This is a genomic window from Mucilaginibacter metallidurans (assembly GCF_003286435.2).
Lineage (GTDB): Bacteria > Bacteroidota > Bacteroidia > Sphingobacteriales > Sphingobacteriaceae > Mucilaginibacter > Mucilaginibacter gossypii.
In genome coordinates this window covers 6105105-6124165 of the sequence record NZ_CP043449.1, presented here as the reverse complement: position 1 = coordinate 6124165, position 19061 = coordinate 6105105, and the positions used below count along the sequence as shown (strand labels likewise).

The window sequence follows — 19061 nt, the reverse complement described above, 5'->3', positions numbered from 1 at the left end:
ATATCCCCGTCAACAAAAAATTAAAATATTAACACATAAGTTATATTTTTATAGCTTATGCCCGCTGCAACCTCCTTAAAAAAAATACGCCCGATACAGCTTGTCGCTGTTATTTTTTTTACTGTATCCGGTGGCCCTTACGGCCTTGAGCCGCTATTAAGTTATGCAGGCGATCATGGCGCGTTAATCATCCTGCTCATAACCCCGTTAATGTGGGATGTGCCTGCCATATTTACCGTGCTTGAGCTTAACAGCATGATGCCTGTTACCGGCGGCTATTACAAATGGGTAAAATATGCACTTGGCACACATTGGGGTTTTATTGAGGGCTGGTGGACCTGGCTCTATACTTTTGTCGACCTTGCCATTTACCCGGTGCTTTTTGTGCAATACGCCGGTTTCTTTTTCCCCGAATTGCTAAATTTTCAGATTCCGGTTTGTTTGGTCATCATCTGGGCATCCGCCGGGTTAAATATTTTAGGCATTATGCCGGTGGGTAGGGTATCGCTGTTTTTAAGTGCTGCTGTACTTGCGCCTATTATTTTAATGATAGCATTAGGTATTTATCACCACAGTGGGTCAATGCATATCCCCGCAACATCATTAAAAGGGCTCAGCTTTCCGTCGTTTGGCATGGCTTTGTATACGGTAATGTGGAACTGCCTGGGCTGGGATAATGTAACCACCTATGCCGAAGAAGTTGAAAAACCCGTACGCTCCTACCTTATTTCAATTTTTGCAGCTTTCGCGCTGGTAATGGTGGTATACTTTTTTGCCATTTGGGTTGCCCAGCAATCGGGCATTAAGCATGATACCTTAACCGAAAATGGGTTTCCTGCATTAGGAGTATTGATTGGCGGGCACTGGCTGGGCATAGTAGTAGCAGCGGGCGGGATGGCCAGTACCCTCGGCATCTATACCGCTGTATTGTTATCGGTATCACGAGTACCGCAGGTGATGTCTGAAGATAATTTACTTCCAAAAGGTGTTAACAAACTGCACTCCCGTTTTAAAACACCTTTTGTTTCCATCATCATTTGCTCCATAGTTGTAAGTTTTATGGTATTGTGGACCTTTGCCGATCTGCTCATCATTGATGTAACCGTTTACGGCGCAGGGCTTTCTTTAGAGTATATCGCCCTCGTAAAACTCCGCGTCAAGGAGCCGATGAAAGAGCGGCCTTTCCGGATCCCGCTTGGCGTTACCGGCCTGTGCCTGGTTTTGCTGCTGCCATTTATTGTTTACAGCGTAGCGCTGGGCGGGGCATTAAGCTCGACACCAAAAGCACTTTCGGCGGCTATATTTGCTTTGGTAGCGTTATCAAGCGCGGAGGTAGCATGGCAGATTATCCGGCTAAGCAGACCGGAACTGAAGCAATAATTATACACGAATTGCTACCCCTCCCATAAAATTCGTGGCGATAATGTCTTCAACGCTTCAATGATTGGAATAATTGTCGGGGATTTATGTAAATTCGATCCTTTCCCGAAAACTCATATCATATGAAAATCAAACACCGATACCTGATGCTTATTGGTGGCCTTGCTATTTTTGCAGGCTGCCAGAATAATAAAAGCGTGCCGGCCGAAAAAGCTATTACCGCCGCCGAAATAAAGAAATACATTTCGGCTTTAGCCAATGATTCCATGATGGGCCGCAAACCTTTCACCACCGGCGAAGACAAGGCGATTAAATACATTTCGGAGCAGTTTAAACTGGCCGGGCTCGAACCGGGTAACAATGGCAGCTATTTCCAGGATGTGCCCATGGTGCAGATCACCAGTACGCCATCTCCTGTAATGGAAATAACCGGCGGTAAAACGCCGCTCAGTCTGCATGCTACTACAGATTTCGTAACCTTTAGCCGCCGCGAGGTTGATTCGGTAACGCTTAAAAACTCACCGCTGGTTTTTGCCGGGTATGGTGTTGTTGCTCCCGAATATCACTGGAATGATTATGCCGGACTTGATGTTAAAGGCAAAACGGTTGTGGTACTGGTGAACGATCCGGGATTTAAAAACGGCGATCCTACATTTTTCAAAGGCGATACCATGACCTACTACGGCCGGTGGACTTACAAGTATGAAGAAGCCGCGCGCCAGGGTGCTGCAGGGGTACTTATCATCCACCAAAAAGAACCTGCAAGTTATGGATGGGAAGTGGTATCCAACAGTAACACAGGCGCCAAACTTTACCTGCAGCAAAAAGACAAGCATATGAACCGCTGCAAGGTTGAAGGCTGGATCACCGAAGATATGGGTAAAAAACTTTTAGCTGAAGTGGGCATAACCGGCGATTTCCGCGCCCTGGCCCGTAAAAAAGATTTTAAAGCCATTCCGCTTAAGCAATCAGTTACTTTAACCATCAACAACCAGTTAAAGTATTCCACATCGCACAATGTGATCGGCACACTTAAAGGCAGTTCACAGCCGGGCGAATATGTATTATACACCGCCCATTGGGACCACCTGGGCGTAGGTAAGCCTAACGCCAAAGGTGATAGCATTTACAATGGCGCTGTTGATAATGCCGATGGTGTGGCTGCTATTATCAGTGTGGCTAAAGCATTTAACAAGGCCAAAGAAAAGCCCAAGCGCTCTATTGTATTTTTAGCTGTTACAGCCGAAGAGCAGGGTTTACTGGGTTCGGAATATTATGCCACCCATCCAATTTACCCGGTTAACAAAACAGTTGCCGACCTCAACATGGATGCCCTTGGCGATTACGGCGAAACCAAAGACATAGCTGTAACTGGCAAAGGCCAAAACGATTTGGAAGACTATGTTGACGAAATAGCAAAAGCACAAGGGCTTAGCACCGTTGGCGACAGGCACCCCGGCTCTGGCAGCTACTACCGGTCGGACCATTTTAACTTTGCCAAGGTTGGTGTACCGGCCCTTGATATTAATAATGGCAGCATCAGCGCAGTACACGACGGCAGTTACGGCGAAGCCAAACAAAAAGATTATGGCGACAACCGCTATCACCAACAGGCCGATAATTATACCGATACCATGGATGCCACAGGCATGGCACAGATAGCTAATATCCTTTATGAAGTTGGTACTAAGCTGGGTAACGAAACAACCTTCCCCGGCTGGAAAAACGGTTCGGAGTTTAAGGCGATAAGGGAGAAATCGATGAAGTAAAGCCCCTCTAAATCTCCCCCTGAAGGGGAGACTTGAAAATAGCCTTCTTAAACCCTCTCCCTTGGAGAGGGTTTGGGTGAGGTTAAAAAAAATCCACCCCGTAACAGAAGGTGGATTTTTTATTATATAGTGAAACTATACCCTTAAAGGGATTTAGTTGCTCATTTTAGCTATGTTGAAGCTTTCGTAAGCCATTTGCCTGTTGTAATCGTTGGCGATGGTTTTGTAGTTGATCAGGTCGACAATGGTACCGATGAAACAAAAACCAGCTGTGAAAAAATAAAGGATACCCATACCGATCTGATCAGTCATGAAACGCTGTACACCTGACACACCAAGGAAACCTGCAAGCGTTGCGAACATGATATCCTGCGGATTACGCCTTTTGCTGGCATAAAATGACATAAAAGTGCGGGCTTGATCTTCTGTTAATGAGGCAGTAGCCTGTTGCAGAAATGTATATTCTTCGGGAGTAATACCGTCGAAAGACATATATGGATTTTGATAAGCGTTCATTTCAGTAAGTTTTAAAGTTTGCGATTGTTTTATGATATAAAGGTACAGTGGTGCTCATAAAACGCCTAAGGGAGATAGGTTAGCGGAGATAAGTAGTCGGTGAAATGATAGGTTTTAACGGTGAAAAGTAGCGTGGAAATTTTACCGATGATAGGAGTAGCTATAAAATGTCATTGCTGTAAGAAACCACCTGAGAAATCCCCGAAAAACCGTGATGGCGTACAAAGTATATTTTGGTGATAGTGCGCTGGGGCCGCGTTAGTGATAGGAGCGGATACTAAGGCCTGCGCAGTATGAGCGGATAGCACGGGCCGCAGGCAACGCCTCAATTTATAATATCGATCAAAAACGCACCTAATAATCAAAAACTTACAATCACATCATTACACAGAACGAAGCAATCGCACGGAAGCATGGCCAACCTGTATAGCATGCGCTTGCCACGTCGCGCCCTGCTCATGACCCTCCTGCTCCTCGCAATTGTAAAGGTTATATAATTCGGTAACAGAATTATATAACCTTTACAGCAATGACATTTTAGGAAAAGGTTGTGGGTTAATATTTCCTGTAAACGTTATAAAGAATATTCAAATCCAGCTGGGTCATTACCGGTGTTTCATCCGTTTGTACAAAGTGACGCTTAAAGGCAACAATGGCTACCGGAAGATTGCTGATATCATAGCCAATCAGCTTAAGTGCTGTAGCATAATCAAAATTATCGGGCGGAAGTTCAAGCAGTTCTTCTCTCCAAAAGCCAAAGCCTTTTTGTGCTAACAATTTCCAGGGGAACAATGGCCCCGGATCGGGTTTGCGCAATGGCGCTATATCCTGGTGCCCGATAAAATTGGCTTGCGGAATGTTGTAAGTCTTCTTCAATTGCGCCAATAAAGCCAGCAGGCTTTTTACCTGTACATCATTAAAAGGCTCGTGCCCATTGTTGTCGATTTCGATGCCGATGGAACAGCTGTTCATATCGGTAATGCTACCCCATTTGCTGATGCCGGCATGCCAGGCCCGCAGGTAATCATTCAGCATGTGGTAAACCTTGCCGTCTTTACTTACAACATAGTGCGCGCTTACCTGCGGCTTTACCAGGGTAAAAGTGTTGAGGGTTTGTTTAACCGAATCCTGGGCAGTATAGTGAATGATAACGTAGTTGGGTTTGCGCAGGTTGAAATTCACGGTGCCAACCCACTCCGAAGGAATGGCGCCTCCCGCACTGTCAACCAGCATGGCCGGCTGCTCGCGGCTAATTACCTCTACCAATGAATCGGTTTGATTGTGGTATACTTTATTAGTGGCCGCGAACGGTTGTACTTTAGGCGAGCACGCGCTGATGGTGGCTACAACTGCCATAAATAATAAAATGTATATATTTTTCAAACCTTGATTCTCCTGATTAAAGATTCCTCCCTAATGATTTAAACAAGTATACAAAAAACCTTGATCCATTTGATTTAAAGACTTTCTGATTTTATCAGGTAATCCACAAATCAATTAAATCAAGGTCCGGATAGTTTACCTCTTTGGAGATAGCCTGTCAGTTTTATATTTTCAGCAGCGTTATATAGCTGTCGACCGCCTTATTACGCCTAACAAAATCGCGATAATAGCGATCACCAGCAAAATGTGAATCAGGCTGCCTACTGTTGTGAAAAATACGCCGATTGCCCATCCTATTATAAGGATGACTGCAATTATATACAGGAGTGAGTTCATAATAATTTGTTTTAATTAATGATTTTCATAGATATTAATATAATAACTATGATGACTGAAAAGTTTTAAATTTTGTGTTTTTTAGGGGAGATACAGCTCATTTAACGTTGTGTTTTGTAAAGATTTATTCCCTGCGTACCTTTAGGCACCTTACCTATAAAAACGATGAAATATTTTCTGCTGCTTATCTGCCTGCTGCCCGCCGGGCTTGTGTTTGGTCAGTCGAAACTGCCGGTAATCAAAGCCACTTCTAAAAAAGTAGCCATCAATGACGGTGGATTTTTGGATAAAAATGCATGGTCGCTTTCGCCAAAAACACGACCGGACGTTTATACTGCCGATAGGACCCGGGCGACAAAGTGGGTAACTTTTTATACCGACATCGATTCGATAAGGGTAAAGGTTAAGCCCGGTACAAGGTATAACTTCGTTATCCTGCTTAACGGTAAGGATTCATGTTATACACAAATTGCAAGCGCTATACCGCCGGCGGCCAAACATGAAGCCCGAACCAGCAAAATCGATACTATTCCGTTTAAACTTACAGCCTACAACGCCATCGCGGTAAAGGCCGTGATGAATGATACCGACACGTTAAACCTGCATTTTGACCTGAGCTCATTTGACTTTCATTTAACAAGGGATGCCATATTAAATAAAACGAAACTGCTGCCTAACCAGGCTGATGTTTTGGCCGGTAAAGCAAAGCCAAATTTTAATGAAATTAGCAAAGCTTTGAAGCTGCAAATCGGCACATCAGTTTGGCACAACCTGGAAATGTTGCCCACAAACATAAGCTCGACTGGAATGGATGGCCGTTTTGGCTGGAACCTGTTTGAGGGTAAACAGGTAGAGGTTGATTATGATAACAACCGTATCATCATCCGCGATAAAATGCCTAAAAACTTAAAAGGTTATGAACGCTCGAAGATTGGGTTTATCCATTCGTTCCCATATGTTACCGGTACGTTTGAAATAGACGGCAAAAAATACACCGGCAATTTTTCTATGGATACCGGATCCGAACAGTCATTGATACTGGATAGTGAATGGGCTGTTAAAAATAATTTCCCCAGGGATCTTAAACTCATCAAGTCATCCACCATCAGCGATCCGCGCGGGGTAAAATATGAAATGAAGATTGTAGAAACACCATTGTTCAAGCTCAATGGATTCCCTGTTAGTAATGTGTTGGCCATTATGCTGAACAATAAAAACCCAATGGGTTTTGAAATCAACTATTTGGGCAATGGCGTTTTAAAACGGTTCAATATGATCCTCGATTTTAAGAATGATTACCTGTACCTGAAGCTAAATAAATTATCTACCTGAAATAGAATTTAGTTTCCGGCAGGTACCGCCCAGCTTTGCCCGTCTAAAACCGGGTTCACATCCATGCTCTCGTATTGAATATTGAGCTTTTGCTGGCCGCTTGTTGTAGCCTCACGATACGGAATGGTAATACCCTGTACCGGCCGAAGATCTGACAGCATAGCGAACAGGGTTTTGTCGCCTACCTTATAGCCGTAAGCCATTAGTTGGTTTTGATTATTTATAGCAAACACGTATTCATTGCCATTTAACCTGCATTGAACCGTATACATATCATTATCGGGGATTTTTTGTGTATTAATGACCTGCATTTGATCAAGCGATGACTTACGTAACCCAATAACCCCGGTGTATAAGGCGGTTTTTATCTCGGCAACGTTATTGGCCGGAAGATCGGACTTGTTGCCGCTGCTCCATTGCCATCCGTTACTGCCTTCGGTTTGTTGCACCGAAACCGGTTTGCCGTTTTTCCATATTTCAACGCGTACCTTGCTGTTGGGAATATCAATCAGCTCAACAACTTTTAACCCCGAAACAGAACCCGTTAACCGGGCAGTTTTCAATGCATTCAGTTTATCGCCTCCATGGGCGGCATTGGCTTTTAAAAGCAGGGTTTTTCCATTTGGCACGGCGGCATTGCTTGCATTTGTGGCGGAGTTTTCGGAAGTTTTTTTAGCCGCGGTTGATGATTTGGTATTGTTAGCGGTGGTATTGTCATCATTGTCTACAAAAAATACCCGCCCATCAACTACAGCCATACGGGTTTTACCGCCCATATCACAAAAAAAGCTGTGTAGTTCGGTATGGCCATCGGTATAGGTAAGTGTAAGCACCCCCTTATTTATTTTGTAGGTTCCGCTGCCGTTCCGGCTGCTTGAGCTGCCTCCGCCAACATTTTCGCCGGCTACCACTGAGCCCGAATAGCGCGAATTGCTAAAATGCCCGTTGCCGTCAAAATTTAATCCCTGTGTGCTTAAAGCGCCTACATAAGTTGTACCATAGGCCGCGCCGCCACCGCCCATAGCGCTGATGAATGAGTAATAGCCCGGAGGTATAATGTTCCCCTGAAGTTTAAACAGTTCATGGGCATAATTGGAAAGGCTTCCATATTTGGTTATGCCATAAACAGACGAGCTTTTAGTATATTTAAGTGTTACCTCTCCTTTGCTTATGGTGTAATGCCCGCTTACGTTGGTTTGCCAGTCGGCACTGTTAAGCGAAGAATTGAAAGTACCATCAGGTCTGAATAATATAGCTACGTCAGTTCTGTTCATACCTCCGCCAAATATCGGACTTGGCGAAAACTCGCATCCGGCATAAACGCCATCTAACTTATCCTGGGCAAAAACATTATCGTAAAAGCAAAATAAAAAGGCGGATAGCACCAGCAGGAATTGTTTCATAGGGCGTCGGTTTTTTTGTTGGTAAACCGTGTTTGCTGCTTATTGTTTGTGGTAATGTTTTAATTAATATGTAATTAATGTTGGTGCTGCTTAATATAACGTGAAATGTCATTTCGACGATGAACGAGGAAAAATCTTATGCGCTAAGTTCATCGATTAGCAACAACACGCTTAAATAAAAAACGGCCGCGAGGAATAATTCCCCCACGACCGCTCTTAAAAAACTAATAAACGTTAAGCTTTTTCGGCTTTTGACGCCTGGTTGATACCGGCTTCGGCAATTTGAGTGAGCAGGCTGTCGCAGGTTTTTTCTTCCTGCAGGGTTGAATCAAGCAGTTCGGCCGCATGGTCATAGCCCAGCACACCGGCCAGCGTGCGGAGGGTGCCATACGATGCTATTTCGTAGTGCTCAATTTTTTGAGCTGCAGAAATAATACCGGCATCGCGGGTAATACTGCCTTTTTCGGTTTCTGATATAATTTCTTCGCCTTCTTTGATGAGGCCGGCCATCGCTTCACATTTTACAGCCACAGCTTTTTGACCGATTGAAGCAAATGCATCTTCTAAACGAATCACCTGCCGCTCGGTTTCGGCCAGGTGGCTTTCGATAGCCGAGCGTAATTCATCGGATGTTGCCGCTTTAGCCATTTTAGGCAGTGCTTTTGTAAGATGTTTTTCGGCCCAGTAAATGTCTTTTAATTCATCAATAAATAATTCATTCAGTGCCGATTCCTGCACATCATTAGTTTGTTCGGGTGTTTTTACTTTAGTAGTTGCCATGATAGATGTTTTAATGTTTTTGTGAGATAACATCTACAAACAAGAAGCCAAGTTTTATTATTTCAATAAATAAATTAATTATTAGGATAATTTAGGAGAGTTTGAACCTGAAGTTTATCATGGCAAAAGGAATAAGCGTTGGCAATGCTTCAACCAAAAGTTCTAAAAAGCATACAGCATGCCCGATTTTAGCGAATCGATATGCCGACTTAAAACTTTCTGCTTAAGACTTCTGACTTTACCTAAGCCCCTTTCTTGCTTTTTAAACTGGCCATCAGCTGGTCGTACAAATCGTCACTGCCTGTTTTACGGGGTTTAAGCTTTTTAACTTTGGCGCGTTTACCTTTTGATTTGGCCTCGATGATCCTGAGCAGCTCATCATTATACTCGTCTTTAAATTTAGACACATCAAAATCTTCGGCGTATTGATTTATAAGGGTGAGGCCCATATCCAGTTCCTTTTTACTTACCTCAATCTTATCGGGCAGGTTAAGATCTTCCGTGTCACGAATTTCCTGTCCAAAACGGATGCGGGTTACTACCAGTACATTTTTAAGCGGGTGAACGATGCAAAGGCTTTCGGTACTGCGCAGCACAAAACGGGCCAGGCCGGCTTTTTTTGATTGCGTAAGTGCCTGGATAAGCAGGGCATAAGCTTTATTGTTTTTAGTATCGGGCTCGGTATAGTATGATGTTTCGTAAAACATGGGGTTTACATCGGCAATGTCTACAAAGCTTTCAATTTCAATCACCTTGCTTTTTTCGGGGGCTGCATCCTCAAAGTCTTGTTCGTCCATGATCACGTAATCTTCATCAAGCTTATAGCCTTTTACAATTTTATCGTAGGGGACTTCCTTATGGGTATTTTCGTTTACCCGCTGAAAACGGATGCGTGCATGATCACGGCTATCCAGCATATCAAAATCAAGCGAACTGGTTTGTACCGCCGAATACAATTTAACAGGGATGCTCACCAGCCCAAAACCTATCGAACCTTTCCATATCGATCTCATAACCAAATAAATTAATGCGTTGTAGTATAACTATTAAAAGGGGCAAAGGGTTTGGGTGTTGAAGAGATATAAAAAGGAGGGGCGCGTGCGGTTCCTTCCCTGGGGAAGGTGTAGGAAGGGGTTTCTTTAGAATGTTTTTATTAACGGATAGCGCAGAAACCCCTCCCCGCAACCGCGCATTTCAACGCGCCTCCCCAGGGAGGGAATTAACTCCAGCCCCTCAAACAAAACCGTCCGCCGGTTTATTTACAAGCATACCAGTGGCTTAGCAATTAATTGTAGCCTTACTGTTACACATTAAACTAAACATACGTTACCTTAGTCATAACATCAAATAATATACACATGAAAAAGCTATTTATCCTTGCCGCACTATTAGCAACTACCATTGGCGCATTTGCCCAAAACGTTGACCTTAGGCGTAAAATTGAAGTTACCGGCATTGCCGAGCAGGAGGTTACTCCTGATATTATAAACGTGACCATATCACTACAGGAATACATGGACGGCAAAAAGCATATTGCCATTAACGACCTGGAAGCTCAGTTGGAAAAAGCCGTTAAAGACGCCGGCATTCCATCGTCGGATTTTACGGTGAACAACGTATCAGCCTGGAACAATACCTATCAAAAGAAAAAAGCACCCGACTTTTTGGCCAGCAAACAATATGGCCTGCGTGTGCGCGACCTGAACAAGTTTAACCAGATCATGTCGAAAATTGATCCTAAAGGTATCCAGTCAACTAATATTGAAAGCTACGACTATTCAAAAATGGCCGATTTAAAGCGTGATCTTAAAATAAAAGCCTTGTTGGCTGCACGCGATAAAGCAACTTACCTGTTGGCTGCCCTTGGCGAAAAATTGGGCGGCGCTATCAATATTACCGAAAGCGATAACAGCAGCTTCCCGCAACCAAGGATGTATGCAGCCAATATGATGACATTCAAAGCTTCGGCAGATAGCAATGTTGGTGATTCGGATATCAGTTTCAAGAACATCAAACTAAGTTTCCAAATCCAGGCGGTGTTTGAGATTGTGAAATAATCTCGTCCCCCGTCCCCCTAAAGGGGGAGTAAAAAACTTTAGGTCTCGTTCAAACAAACGAGGCCTTTTTTTATTATTGTGCTTAGGGGCTCCCCCTTTAGGGGGCCGGGGGGCATATGCAATGGTTTGGCAGACGCGAAAGCGATAACGTAGATGATGAACGCGGTGGTGGCGGCGGCAGGTTAGCCATTGGCGGTGGCGTACTTGGTATTATAGCGGCCGCTATTTATTTTTTTACCGGGGTCGATCCTTCGGCGCTGTTTAACCAGGTAGCAACCAACCAGCCGGCACGGCAGGAGCAAACCGTCAATAACGGCCCCGAAGATGAGGGCAAGAAATTTGTGCGCGTGGTTTTGGCCGATACCGAAGATATTTGGACGAAGCTGTTTAACGACATGGGCCGTACTTATGAAAAGCCGCGTTTAACCTTATTTAGCAATTATGTACAGTCGGCTTGCGGTAATGCCAGCTCGGCAAGCGGGCCGTTTTATTGCCCCGGCGATTCGCGGGTATATATCGATCTTTCCTTTTACGATGAGTTGAAGAACCGTTTCGGTGCCGCCGGCGATTTTGCGCAGGCCTATGTGATAGCGCATGAGGTTGGCCATCACGTACAAAACCTTTTGGGGATCTCACAAAAAATGGATCAGGCACGGTCGCGTTTGAGTGAGCGGGCATATAACAAGCTTTCGGTAAAGCTGGAGCTGCAGGCCGACTTTTATGCCGGCGTTTGGGCGCATTACGAAAAAACTATGAAAAACGTGCTCGACAAAGGCGACATAGAAGAAGCCCTGAACGCGGCCAACGCCATAGGTGATGACCGATTACAAAAACAAGCACAGGGCCATGTAGAGCCCGATAGTTTTACCCATGGCACCAGCGCCCAGCGGATGTACTGGTTTAAAAAAGGTTTCGACACCGGGGATATTAACCAGGGAGATACTTTTGGCAATGGGGATTTGGATTGATTTGTTTATTGGTTCATTTGTTCAATAGTTCATTTGTTCATTGGTGGGAGGGCGTTGAGGTTAGGAGAGAGTTTTTGTAATTTGTTTTAAACAGCCTTTGGGCAGGAAAGACTTTTGTGGTAATTAACTTACATCGTCCGCTCTTGGCCGCGGAGGCCAGTTACTTTACCTTAGATGCAAAGTAACCAAACATCAAGACAAAAAAATGCTTCCCCCCGCGGGCCATACTCCCAGGCCCGCTTTTTTGTCGGCCCGATGCGCTTTTGTTTTGGGGTTAATAAAATCATGTCATTGCGAGGAGCAGCAAGGGAATAGTGTGTTGGGGCGACGCGGCAATCGCATGCTATACAGGGCGGCCATGCTTCCGTGCGATTGCCACGCTCCGCAATGACATGATGTTGTGTATGATGGCGTCCTTAATTTCTTGTCTCTTGATTCTAACAGTCTTGCTTCTTTTCCCCAAACCCGTCGGCAGGTAAGCTTCGGGCGAAAGCGGGCAGAACGATGGTGGGTGGTGCGGCTGCAGGGGCATAGCAAGTTTTTGCAGAAGCCAGGGCAATGAGCGGGCGAAGCAGGGCAAAATAATTGCAGCCCGTGGTTCTGCCCGGTTTGCAGGGCAAAGGCCTTGAGCGCAAAGAAGCCTCCCTGCCGACTTGAGTTACTCACTATTATTTTGTTTTTATGGCGTTCGTTATCTCGCTATCGCTCGGTCTTGGTTCTTTTTGTCAAGAAAAAGAACAAAGCCCTCCCGCGGCGATTGAGCGGGCCGATGTTAGTTAAATACAACTAAGGTCTATTAAAGAGCAATAGCGGACTTGGCGCCCGGCTCTGTACAGCATGCGATTGCCACGCTATCGCTCGCAATGACATATTTTTATTTAAAACACCAGCACCACTTTACCAACCGTCCTCCCACTTTCTAACTGCAAGTGTGCATCGGCCATTTGCTCAAACGGAAACACTTTAGATACGTGCGATTTAATGATCCCTTTTTGCAATAATCCCGCAATGGTGCTCATGTTTTCGGCATTGGGTTTTACCCGGGTGTTGTGGCCATTAATGCCCAGCGCGTTGGCTTTGGGGGTAACGGTTTCGTTCATGCCGGAAACGATGCTTATAATGGTGCCGCCTTTTTTCATCACCTGCAGCGAGCGGTCAATATATTCGCCGCCAATGGTGTCAAGCACAAAATCGATATTGCCGGTAGCGGTTTCAAAGGGCTGCGCTTTATAGTCGATATGCTCATCGGCACCCAGGCCCAACACAAAATCGCGGTTGGCAGCCGAGGAAGTGGCGATAACATAGGCATTTAAATATTTAGCTATTTGCACAGCATAATGACCAACCCCGCCGGATGCGGCGTGGATCAGTACCCGGTCGCCGGGTTTAACAGGCGCGTTGGTGTGGAAAGCCTGCCAGGCGGTAAGCGCGGCAAGTGTAGCTGCCGCAGCCTCCTCATGACTGACGCCGGCAGGTTTCAGCGCAAGTTCATAAGCTTTAGCCTTAACATATTCGGCATAGGCTTTACCGGTTTTGGGGAAATCTATCATGGCAAAAACCTCGTCGCCGGGTTTAAAGCCGGTAACATCCGCGCCCACTTCGGTGATCTCACCCGAAATATCCCAGCCCAAAATAATCGGCGACTCTTCCTTAATAAGCCCGGCAACGCCTTTCCCCGAGCGGGTTTTAACATCCACAGGGTTTATGCTGATGGCTTTCAGTTTTACCAGCACTTCATCGGCAGCTATGGTTGGTACAGGTATTTCGGCAGGCACCAGGTTTTCAACCCCGCCAAAGTCTTTTAAAATTATTGCTTTCATGGTTCGATGTATTCATTTGATATACCAAAGGTAGCCACGGTAAATAAAATACATTTATAAACGGGGAATATAATTCAGTGTTTCGGGGCATACACCATAAACTCCAAATTTTAGCTCTGGTTTTGTGGGATGGGAAAGGAGTGGGGGTGGATGAGCCTACAGCGTCACAAGTCAGCCACCCCACAGTCCTGCACTCAAGACTTGCGCCAAAAGAGAATTAGGCTGTTTATAATCACATTTTTAAAGTCCCTCTCTCCCGGAGAGGGATTTAGGGTGAGGCTAATTTCATATCTTAGAAACGTGATCAAAGTAACATGCGCTATCATTGTTAATGCCGGCGGACTGGTTTTGGTCGCTCAGCGGAGCGAAACCATGAGCCTGCCCTTAAAATGGGAGTTCCCCGGCGGTAAAATTGAACCCGGCGAAACCGCCGAAGCCTGCCTCATCCGCGAGATTAAGGAAGAGCTTCATGTGGATGTGGAAATTGTTTCTTCTTTGCCGCCTAATACGCATAAATACCCTAATGTTACTATCCAGTTGATCCCCTTTGTTTGTAGAATTACTTCGGCGCAGGTTTTGTTAAAAGAACACCGGGATTTTAAGTGGCTGCCTAAAGATGAATTATTAGCTTTGGATTGGGCAGAGGCGGATGTGCCTATTGTTAAACATTATATAGAAACCTAAATGCCAGCAATTGAATTAGGCTTGTACGAACAGCTGTTCTTAAACAAATCATAGTCAGTCAATACACTCCATTTATTTGTTAATTTTGAGTGTGCGAACATATAGAACTAAATTATTTAAATTCAGACATATCAAAAATTAACTATCATAATGTTTTTAAATTTATATGATTCAATATAATATTAGTGCAGCCTTCTAAATCTTTTTTTACTTGATGCTCCCAAAATCTTATTACTTTAAAACCTAACGAACTTAACAAATTGTTTATTTCTTGATCTCTCTGCATATTTCTTTCAATTTTGGGTATCCAGAACTCTCTATTGGCTTTTATCCTCAATTTTTTTTGATCCCAATTATGTCCATGCCAAAATTCACCATCTATAAAAACAATTAATTTGCTCTTATTTATTAAAATATCAGGGCAGCCTGGCAGCTTTTTATAATTCTTTCTATACCGAACCCCTTGATTCCACAAAGATTTCCTCAATGCCTTTTCTGCTTTGTTTTCCTTACTGCGGATTTTACTCATTAAGACAGATCGCTTGTTGTCTGTTTCAAAACCTAAAGTTTTTTTGAATCGAGGAACATTTATTTTATTATTCATAAAAATGTTATAGCTTTCGGCTATAATAATCAATTATTAAATGCAAGTTACAAGTCAAGACCTTTTTGAAAAACTAATGGAATACGGTATTGTTGGGCAGAAGGGGGAAATTAATTTTACTTTAAAAGACTTATCAATAAAGATTACCTCCAGGGATACTGTAGGCAACCTAATACAAGATTGGCTACAGCAATGGATGATGCAGCAAAAAATTGAGTTTGAAGTAAATGATAATTCGCAGGTTTTTCCAGATATTTATCTTGATAAACATAATAAAAAACAAGGGCTATTAGAAGTTAAGACTTTCGATTTTGATCGAGGCCCTGGTTTTGACATTGCAAATTTTGATTCTTATTGCAATTCTTTACTTACAAGTGCCTATAGATTAGATTCAGATTATCTAATAGTTGGATATAAGATGATTGGACATGAAATTACGATTGCTGGTGTTTGGTTGAAGAAAATTTGGGAAATGGCTGCGCCAAGTTCCACCTACCCCCTTAAAGTTCAAGAAAAGAAAAAGATCATTTATAATATAAGACCAATAAAATGGTACTCTGTAAAAACAAAATTTAAGCCTTTTGCTGTTAAAGAGGATTTTCTAAGGGCTTTAAATGAAACAAGGTATCAATATCCACAAACAAGGTTCGCAAACGGGCATTGGTTAAAAGAAGTTAAGACAAATTATGCTGAACATACGGGCATGGAACTAATAATTGATTGACTTTCTAAATAAAGCTCTGCGACACGCTGGGCCACACGATTGACAACATTTACAGCAACAGTATTTCCCAATAAATCAAATCCTTCCTCGGTCGAGACAGGCATTTCAAACCATTCCGGAAACCCAAAAAGCCGAAGACCTTCTCTTAAAGTCATGCTCCTAAGTCCATTTCCATCCGGGACCACCAATCTGGCCATATCTGTTGCAACCAATGTTGGAGCTATTCCATTAGGATCTAAAATTTTGTTTATTGCATAGCTCAATTTACCAGAAACAATATTGTATCCTGGTTTTAAACTTTTATTTTCTCTTCTATATGTTTTATCACCCAATAAGGTATGCTCTGTGACAAGGCTTTTAGGATATTCAAATTTCAAATACTTCTTCTTAACTAAATCACTTAACATCTCTTCAAGGTTAGGGGCGTCGTAAAAAGTTCTTATTTGAGCCAATGTTAAGGGCATCCCATCCATCCACTTAATACCAATTTGTTCTGCCCATTGTTTTTTTCTCCTTTGCTTAAACAAAAGATTTAATAAAGTCGCTTGTTCTTTTGACACGGCTCCTTTTAATTCAATATCCCAACTATGAATATTGTTTTCTCCCCCTCTTTTGTCCTTTATCGATTTACCAAACAATTGATCTATTGTGAAATGACTTAATAATAAATTAACAAACTTGGAATCCATTGTAGGCAATCCCTTTTCAAGAATATTTTTTATTGATGCAATTTGAATCTCAAAGTCGGACATAGGCACATATTCATCTAATGTACCCACAATAAATATTCTTTTACGCGATTGAGGTAGCCCAAAATCAGCAGCATTTAAAACCTTGGTGGATACTTTGTAGCCCAAACTTGCAAGTCTTGACAATATAGTTTTAAGTGTACGCCCAAATTCGTCTTTTTTATTCTCCAAATCGTGTTTCACTAAGCCTTCAACATTTTCCAATATAAATCCATAGGGTTTTTTGTCTTCCAATATTCTCTCTATTTCAAAAAACAGGGTACCCCTCGTGTCAACAAAACCTTGTCTTTTCCCTCCCGCGCTAAATGGCTGACACGGAAATCCGCCCAACAAGAAATCAAAATCAGGAATTTCGTGGTTTTTTACTTTGGTAATGTCTCCAACAAAATAATCATGCGAAAAGTTATGATGCAGAACTTTTAAAGCGTGCGGCTTTATTTCGGAAGTCATTACACACTTTGTGTCAAAGCCGACTTTCTTAAAGGCTTCTTCAAAACCCAAACGTAACCCTCCTATACCTGCAAACAAATCGATAAATTTAACCTCTCTCATAATTTTTTTTTGTTTTCTTAGTATTATAAAAAACAATAGGTTCTTGTAGCGTTAATGGCGATGAATCTATATCAGGAGAAAAATTCCTACAACCAATTGCATTAAGGCATTGAATTAAAAAAGCCGCACTGAAAGTCCCTCGGCTTATTTTACTGTCAATACTTCCTTTAGTTTCTTGAACTCCAATCCTGTCAAGAAGCCCGACCAATTGCTCAGAGGTAATGCCCCTTTTTAGCAATTCAGACTTTAAAAGTCTCTTAGATTTTTCGTGCCAATCAACGGAATTCATTTACGCAAATGTGTTTTTAAATTATCATATATGCAAATTTTTAGATAAAAATTATTAATAAATATTATTTATGAAAAAAAGCGAGCATTTATAAAAATAAACAAGCAAATATGGCATAAAAGTTCACTTATCTCCGATTGACAAACACCAGCGCGAGGTTTACCTTGCCGGATGTCCAATATCAAAATCAACTACTTCTACCGCGATGCTGGTAATTATAAAAATTTCGGCAGCATCATATTTATCAATCCGCAAAATATTGAGTTATCGGCGTTGGAAGATTTAATCCGCTCCAAACTCATATCCCACCATTGGTTTTACGCAGATCAGTGGCAAGTGCCCGACCTTCATTTCGGCACCTGGGATAATAAACTTGATCATTCCTTTCATGAATTTGAAAGTGTAGAATATACAGATGAGCCGGCCGATGCCTGGGCAGATATAGCCTTGTTTATAAATATCCTTAAAAACGCACCACCCTTGTAACCCCAATCATTTTCGTGACACCACGGAAAATGATTAAAAAATAGCTCTTAAACCTCGCCCAAATGGTGGCGCTATATTGTCAGCCCCCCAACCAACCCACATCGCCTAAAGCCATTTTCGTTAAAAAACATCAAAAAATTACCAAAAAAATCCCTCTGTCGGTGCTGCCTCAATTAAGGCTATATTTTACTCTTAAAAGTTTTAGTAATTGACTGTCAGTGTTTTATCATTGTTTCGGTCGAAATATTAATTATTTGACTATCAGTATGTTTCATAAAAAAGGCGTTCCGCGTTTTCACTCTCAAAAAATGGAACATGCTTATTTTCGCAAAAAAGGACAGCGAGCTATTTCCAATTTTTTGTGGGGAATCAAAAAATTGGGACACCCGTTTTTTTACATATATTTGAAATTATATAATACATATAGGCATAGTAGTAATTTAATCAATCGAACAAAATAATGCAAAGGCATAGGGGTAAAAGTTTAGAGTGTTGTAATAAAGTAAACGCGTTGAAAGCTTTATTCAATCACTTTAAAATCACAACCCATGATACCCGCTTTAATAATTTGGTTATTTAAAAAATATATCCGGCCGGCCCTCCAAAACAAAACTTTACCATCGGTAAATATATTCGGTCCGCTGAGGTGGGCGGCTATGGTGGCTGCTTTATTATGCCTTGCTTCCGGCGCTGTGGCGCAGGAGCAAACGGTTAAGTACAATGTGCTGCACAGCGGCAAAGTTGTTGGCCACATGAACCTGTACCAAAAACGCCAGGGCGATGAGCTGTACCTCAAAATGATCTCCGAAGTTAAAATGCGCTTTATTTTCAGCGTTAAGGTGGAGATTCAGGAGGAGAGCACTTTTAACAATGGCAAGCTCATGAGTTCGCAGGTGTGCCGTAACGTTAATGGCAAGGAAAAGTGCAACCGCCAAACCAAAGCTGTTGCCTCGGGCTACCAAACCATCGCCGAAGGCAAATGTGGTAAGGTTGATCAAAAGCAAATTGCCGCCAACCTGATGCTGCTATACTGCCATGAACCGGCCGACCAGGCACAGGTGTACTCCGATAACTTTCAGCAGTTTTTACTGGTTAAGCAGGTGAGCCCACATGTATACCGCATTGACCTGCCCGATGGCAATTACAATTTCTACAGTTATGCCAATGGTGTGTGCAGCAGGGTTGATATTCATCATTCGTTATACACTATCCAGATCCAGCTGGCCTGA

19 protein-coding genes are annotated in these 19061 nt (G+C 42.9%); 9 read left to right on the top strand and 10 right to left on the bottom strand.

Annotation, left to right across the window (positions count from 1 at the left end; translation table 11 throughout):
- The first annotated feature begins 57 nt into the window (after positions 1-57).
- Positions 58-1380, top strand: a complete 1323-nt coding sequence (locus DIU38_RS26215) for an APC family permease (protein WP_112656443.1) — start codon at positions 58-60, stop codon at positions 1378-1380.
- A 122-nt stretch (positions 1381-1502) separates the two neighbouring features.
- Entirely contained in the window at positions 1503-3149 is a 1647-nt protein-coding gene (locus DIU38_RS26210) for a M28 family metallopeptidase (protein WP_112656445.1), read from the top strand.
- 153 nt (positions 3150-3302) lie between these two features.
- On the opposite strand, the gene DIU38_RS26205 is transcribed toward DIU38_RS26210, so the two are convergent.
- From DIU38_RS26205 to DIU38_RS26195, 3 genes are all read right to left on the bottom strand, one after another.
- Entirely contained in the window at positions 3303-3665 is a 363-nt protein-coding gene (locus DIU38_RS26205; RefSeq protein ID WP_091210286.1) for a TM2 domain-containing protein, read from the bottom strand.
- Positions 3666-4220: 555 nt separating this feature from the next.
- Complete coding sequence (locus DIU38_RS26200; protein WP_112656447.1) at positions 4221-5021, bottom strand: N-acetylmuramoyl-L-alanine amidase; 801 nt, start codon at positions 5019-5021, stop codon at positions 4221-4223.
- A gap of 207 nt (positions 5022-5228) precedes the next feature.
- Positions 5229-5384 (bottom strand): lmo0937 family membrane protein, encoded by a 156-nt coding sequence (locus DIU38_RS26195; protein ID WP_112656449.1) that lies wholly within the window; start codon positions 5382-5384, stop codon positions 5229-5231.
- A 165-nt stretch (positions 5385-5549) separates the two neighbouring features.
- Here DIU38_RS26195 and DIU38_RS26190 point away from each other — a divergent pair, with 165 nt between their 5' ends.
- Positions 5550-6716, top strand: coding sequence for a hypothetical protein (locus DIU38_RS26190; protein WP_112656451.1), 1167 nt, complete (start codon positions 5550-5552; stop codon positions 6714-6716).
- 8 nt (positions 6717-6724) lie between these two features.
- Here DIU38_RS26190 and DIU38_RS26185 read toward each other — a convergent pair whose 3' ends face one another.
- The 3 genes from DIU38_RS26185 to ku all read right to left on the bottom strand — a co-directional run bounded on the left by DIU38_RS26185 (position 6725) and on the right by ku (position 9912).
- The gene (locus DIU38_RS26185; protein WP_112656453.1) at positions 6725-8119 is read right to left on the bottom strand and encodes a hypothetical protein; all 1395 of its coding nucleotides are present in this window, start codon (positions 8117-8119) and stop codon (positions 6725-6727) included.
- A 234-nt stretch (positions 8120-8353) separates the two neighbouring features.
- Positions 8354-8899, bottom strand: a complete 546-nt coding sequence (locus DIU38_RS26180; RefSeq protein ID WP_091173178.1) for a YciE/YciF ferroxidase family protein — start codon at positions 8897-8899, stop codon at positions 8354-8356.
- Positions 8900-9141: 242 nt separating this feature from the next.
- On the bottom strand, positions 9142-9912 hold the full coding sequence (gene ku / locus DIU38_RS26175) for a non-homologous end joining protein Ku (protein ID WP_112656457.1): 771 nt from the start codon (positions 9910-9912) through the stop codon (positions 9142-9144).
- A 345-nt stretch (positions 9913-10257) separates the two neighbouring features.
- Here ku and DIU38_RS26170 point away from each other — a divergent pair, with 345 nt between their 5' ends.
- On the top strand, positions 10258-10956 hold the full coding sequence (locus tag DIU38_RS26170) for an SIMPL domain-containing protein (RefSeq protein WP_112656459.1): 699 nt from the start codon (positions 10258-10260) through the stop codon (positions 10954-10956).
- A 116-nt stretch (positions 10957-11072) separates the two neighbouring features.
- Positions 11073-11924: a KPN_02809 family neutral zinc metallopeptidase gene (gene ypfJ / locus DIU38_RS26165; RefSeq protein ID WP_112656461.1), complete on the top strand. Its 852-nt coding sequence runs from the start codon at positions 11073-11075 to the stop codon at positions 11922-11924.
- Positions 11925-12802: 878 nt separating this feature from the next.
- Here ypfJ and DIU38_RS26160 read toward each other — a convergent pair.
- Positions 12803-13744: an NADP-dependent oxidoreductase gene (locus DIU38_RS26160; protein ID WP_112656465.1), complete on the bottom strand. Its 942-nt coding sequence runs from the start codon at positions 13742-13744 to the stop codon at positions 12803-12805.
- Positions 13745-14044: 300 nt separating this feature from the next.
- Here DIU38_RS26160 and DIU38_RS26155 point away from each other — a divergent pair, with 300 nt between their 5' ends.
- Entirely contained in the window at positions 14045-14428 is a 384-nt protein-coding gene (locus tag DIU38_RS26155) for a (deoxy)nucleoside triphosphate pyrophosphohydrolase (protein WP_112656467.1), read from the top strand.
- A gap of 145 nt (positions 14429-14573) precedes the next feature.
- Here the strand turns inward: DIU38_RS26155 and DIU38_RS26150 are convergent, their stop codons facing one another.
- Positions 14574-15032, bottom strand: a complete 459-nt coding sequence (locus DIU38_RS26150) for a very short patch repair endonuclease (protein WP_112656540.1) — start codon at positions 15030-15032, stop codon at positions 14574-14576.
- 40 nt (positions 15033-15072) lie between these two features.
- Here DIU38_RS26150 and DIU38_RS26145 point away from each other — a divergent pair, with 40 nt between their 5' ends.
- The gene (locus DIU38_RS26145) at positions 15073-15756 is read left to right on the top strand and encodes an NgoBV family restriction endonuclease (protein WP_112656469.1); all 684 of its coding nucleotides are present in this window, start codon (positions 15073-15075) and stop codon (positions 15754-15756) included.
- Here DIU38_RS26145 and dcm read toward each other — a convergent pair.
- Entirely contained in the window at positions 15717-17057 is a 1341-nt protein-coding gene (gene dcm / locus DIU38_RS26140) for a DNA (cytosine-5-)-methyltransferase (protein ID WP_112656471.1), read from the bottom strand. The genes DIU38_RS26145 and dcm overlap by 40 nt on opposite strands.
- Positions 17044-17346 carry a DUF6471 domain-containing protein gene (locus tag DIU38_RS26135; protein ID WP_208057702.1) on the bottom strand — a complete coding sequence of 101 codons (303 nt, stop codon included), beginning with the start codon at positions 17344-17346 and terminating at the stop codon, positions 17044-17046. Before DIU38_RS26135 ends, dcm begins: the two co-directional genes overlap by 14 nt.
- A 171-nt stretch (positions 17347-17517) precedes the next feature.
- Between DIU38_RS26135 and DIU38_RS26130 the strand changes: the two genes are divergently transcribed.
- The gene (locus tag DIU38_RS26130) at positions 17518-17832 is read left to right on the top strand and encodes a hypothetical protein (RefSeq protein ID WP_112656479.1); all 315 of its coding nucleotides are present in this window, start codon (positions 17518-17520) and stop codon (positions 17830-17832) included.
- A gap of 548 nt (positions 17833-18380) precedes the next feature.
- Complete coding sequence (locus tag DIU38_RS26125; protein ID WP_112656481.1) at positions 18381-19061, top strand: DUF6134 family protein; 681 nt, start codon at positions 18381-18383, stop codon at positions 19059-19061.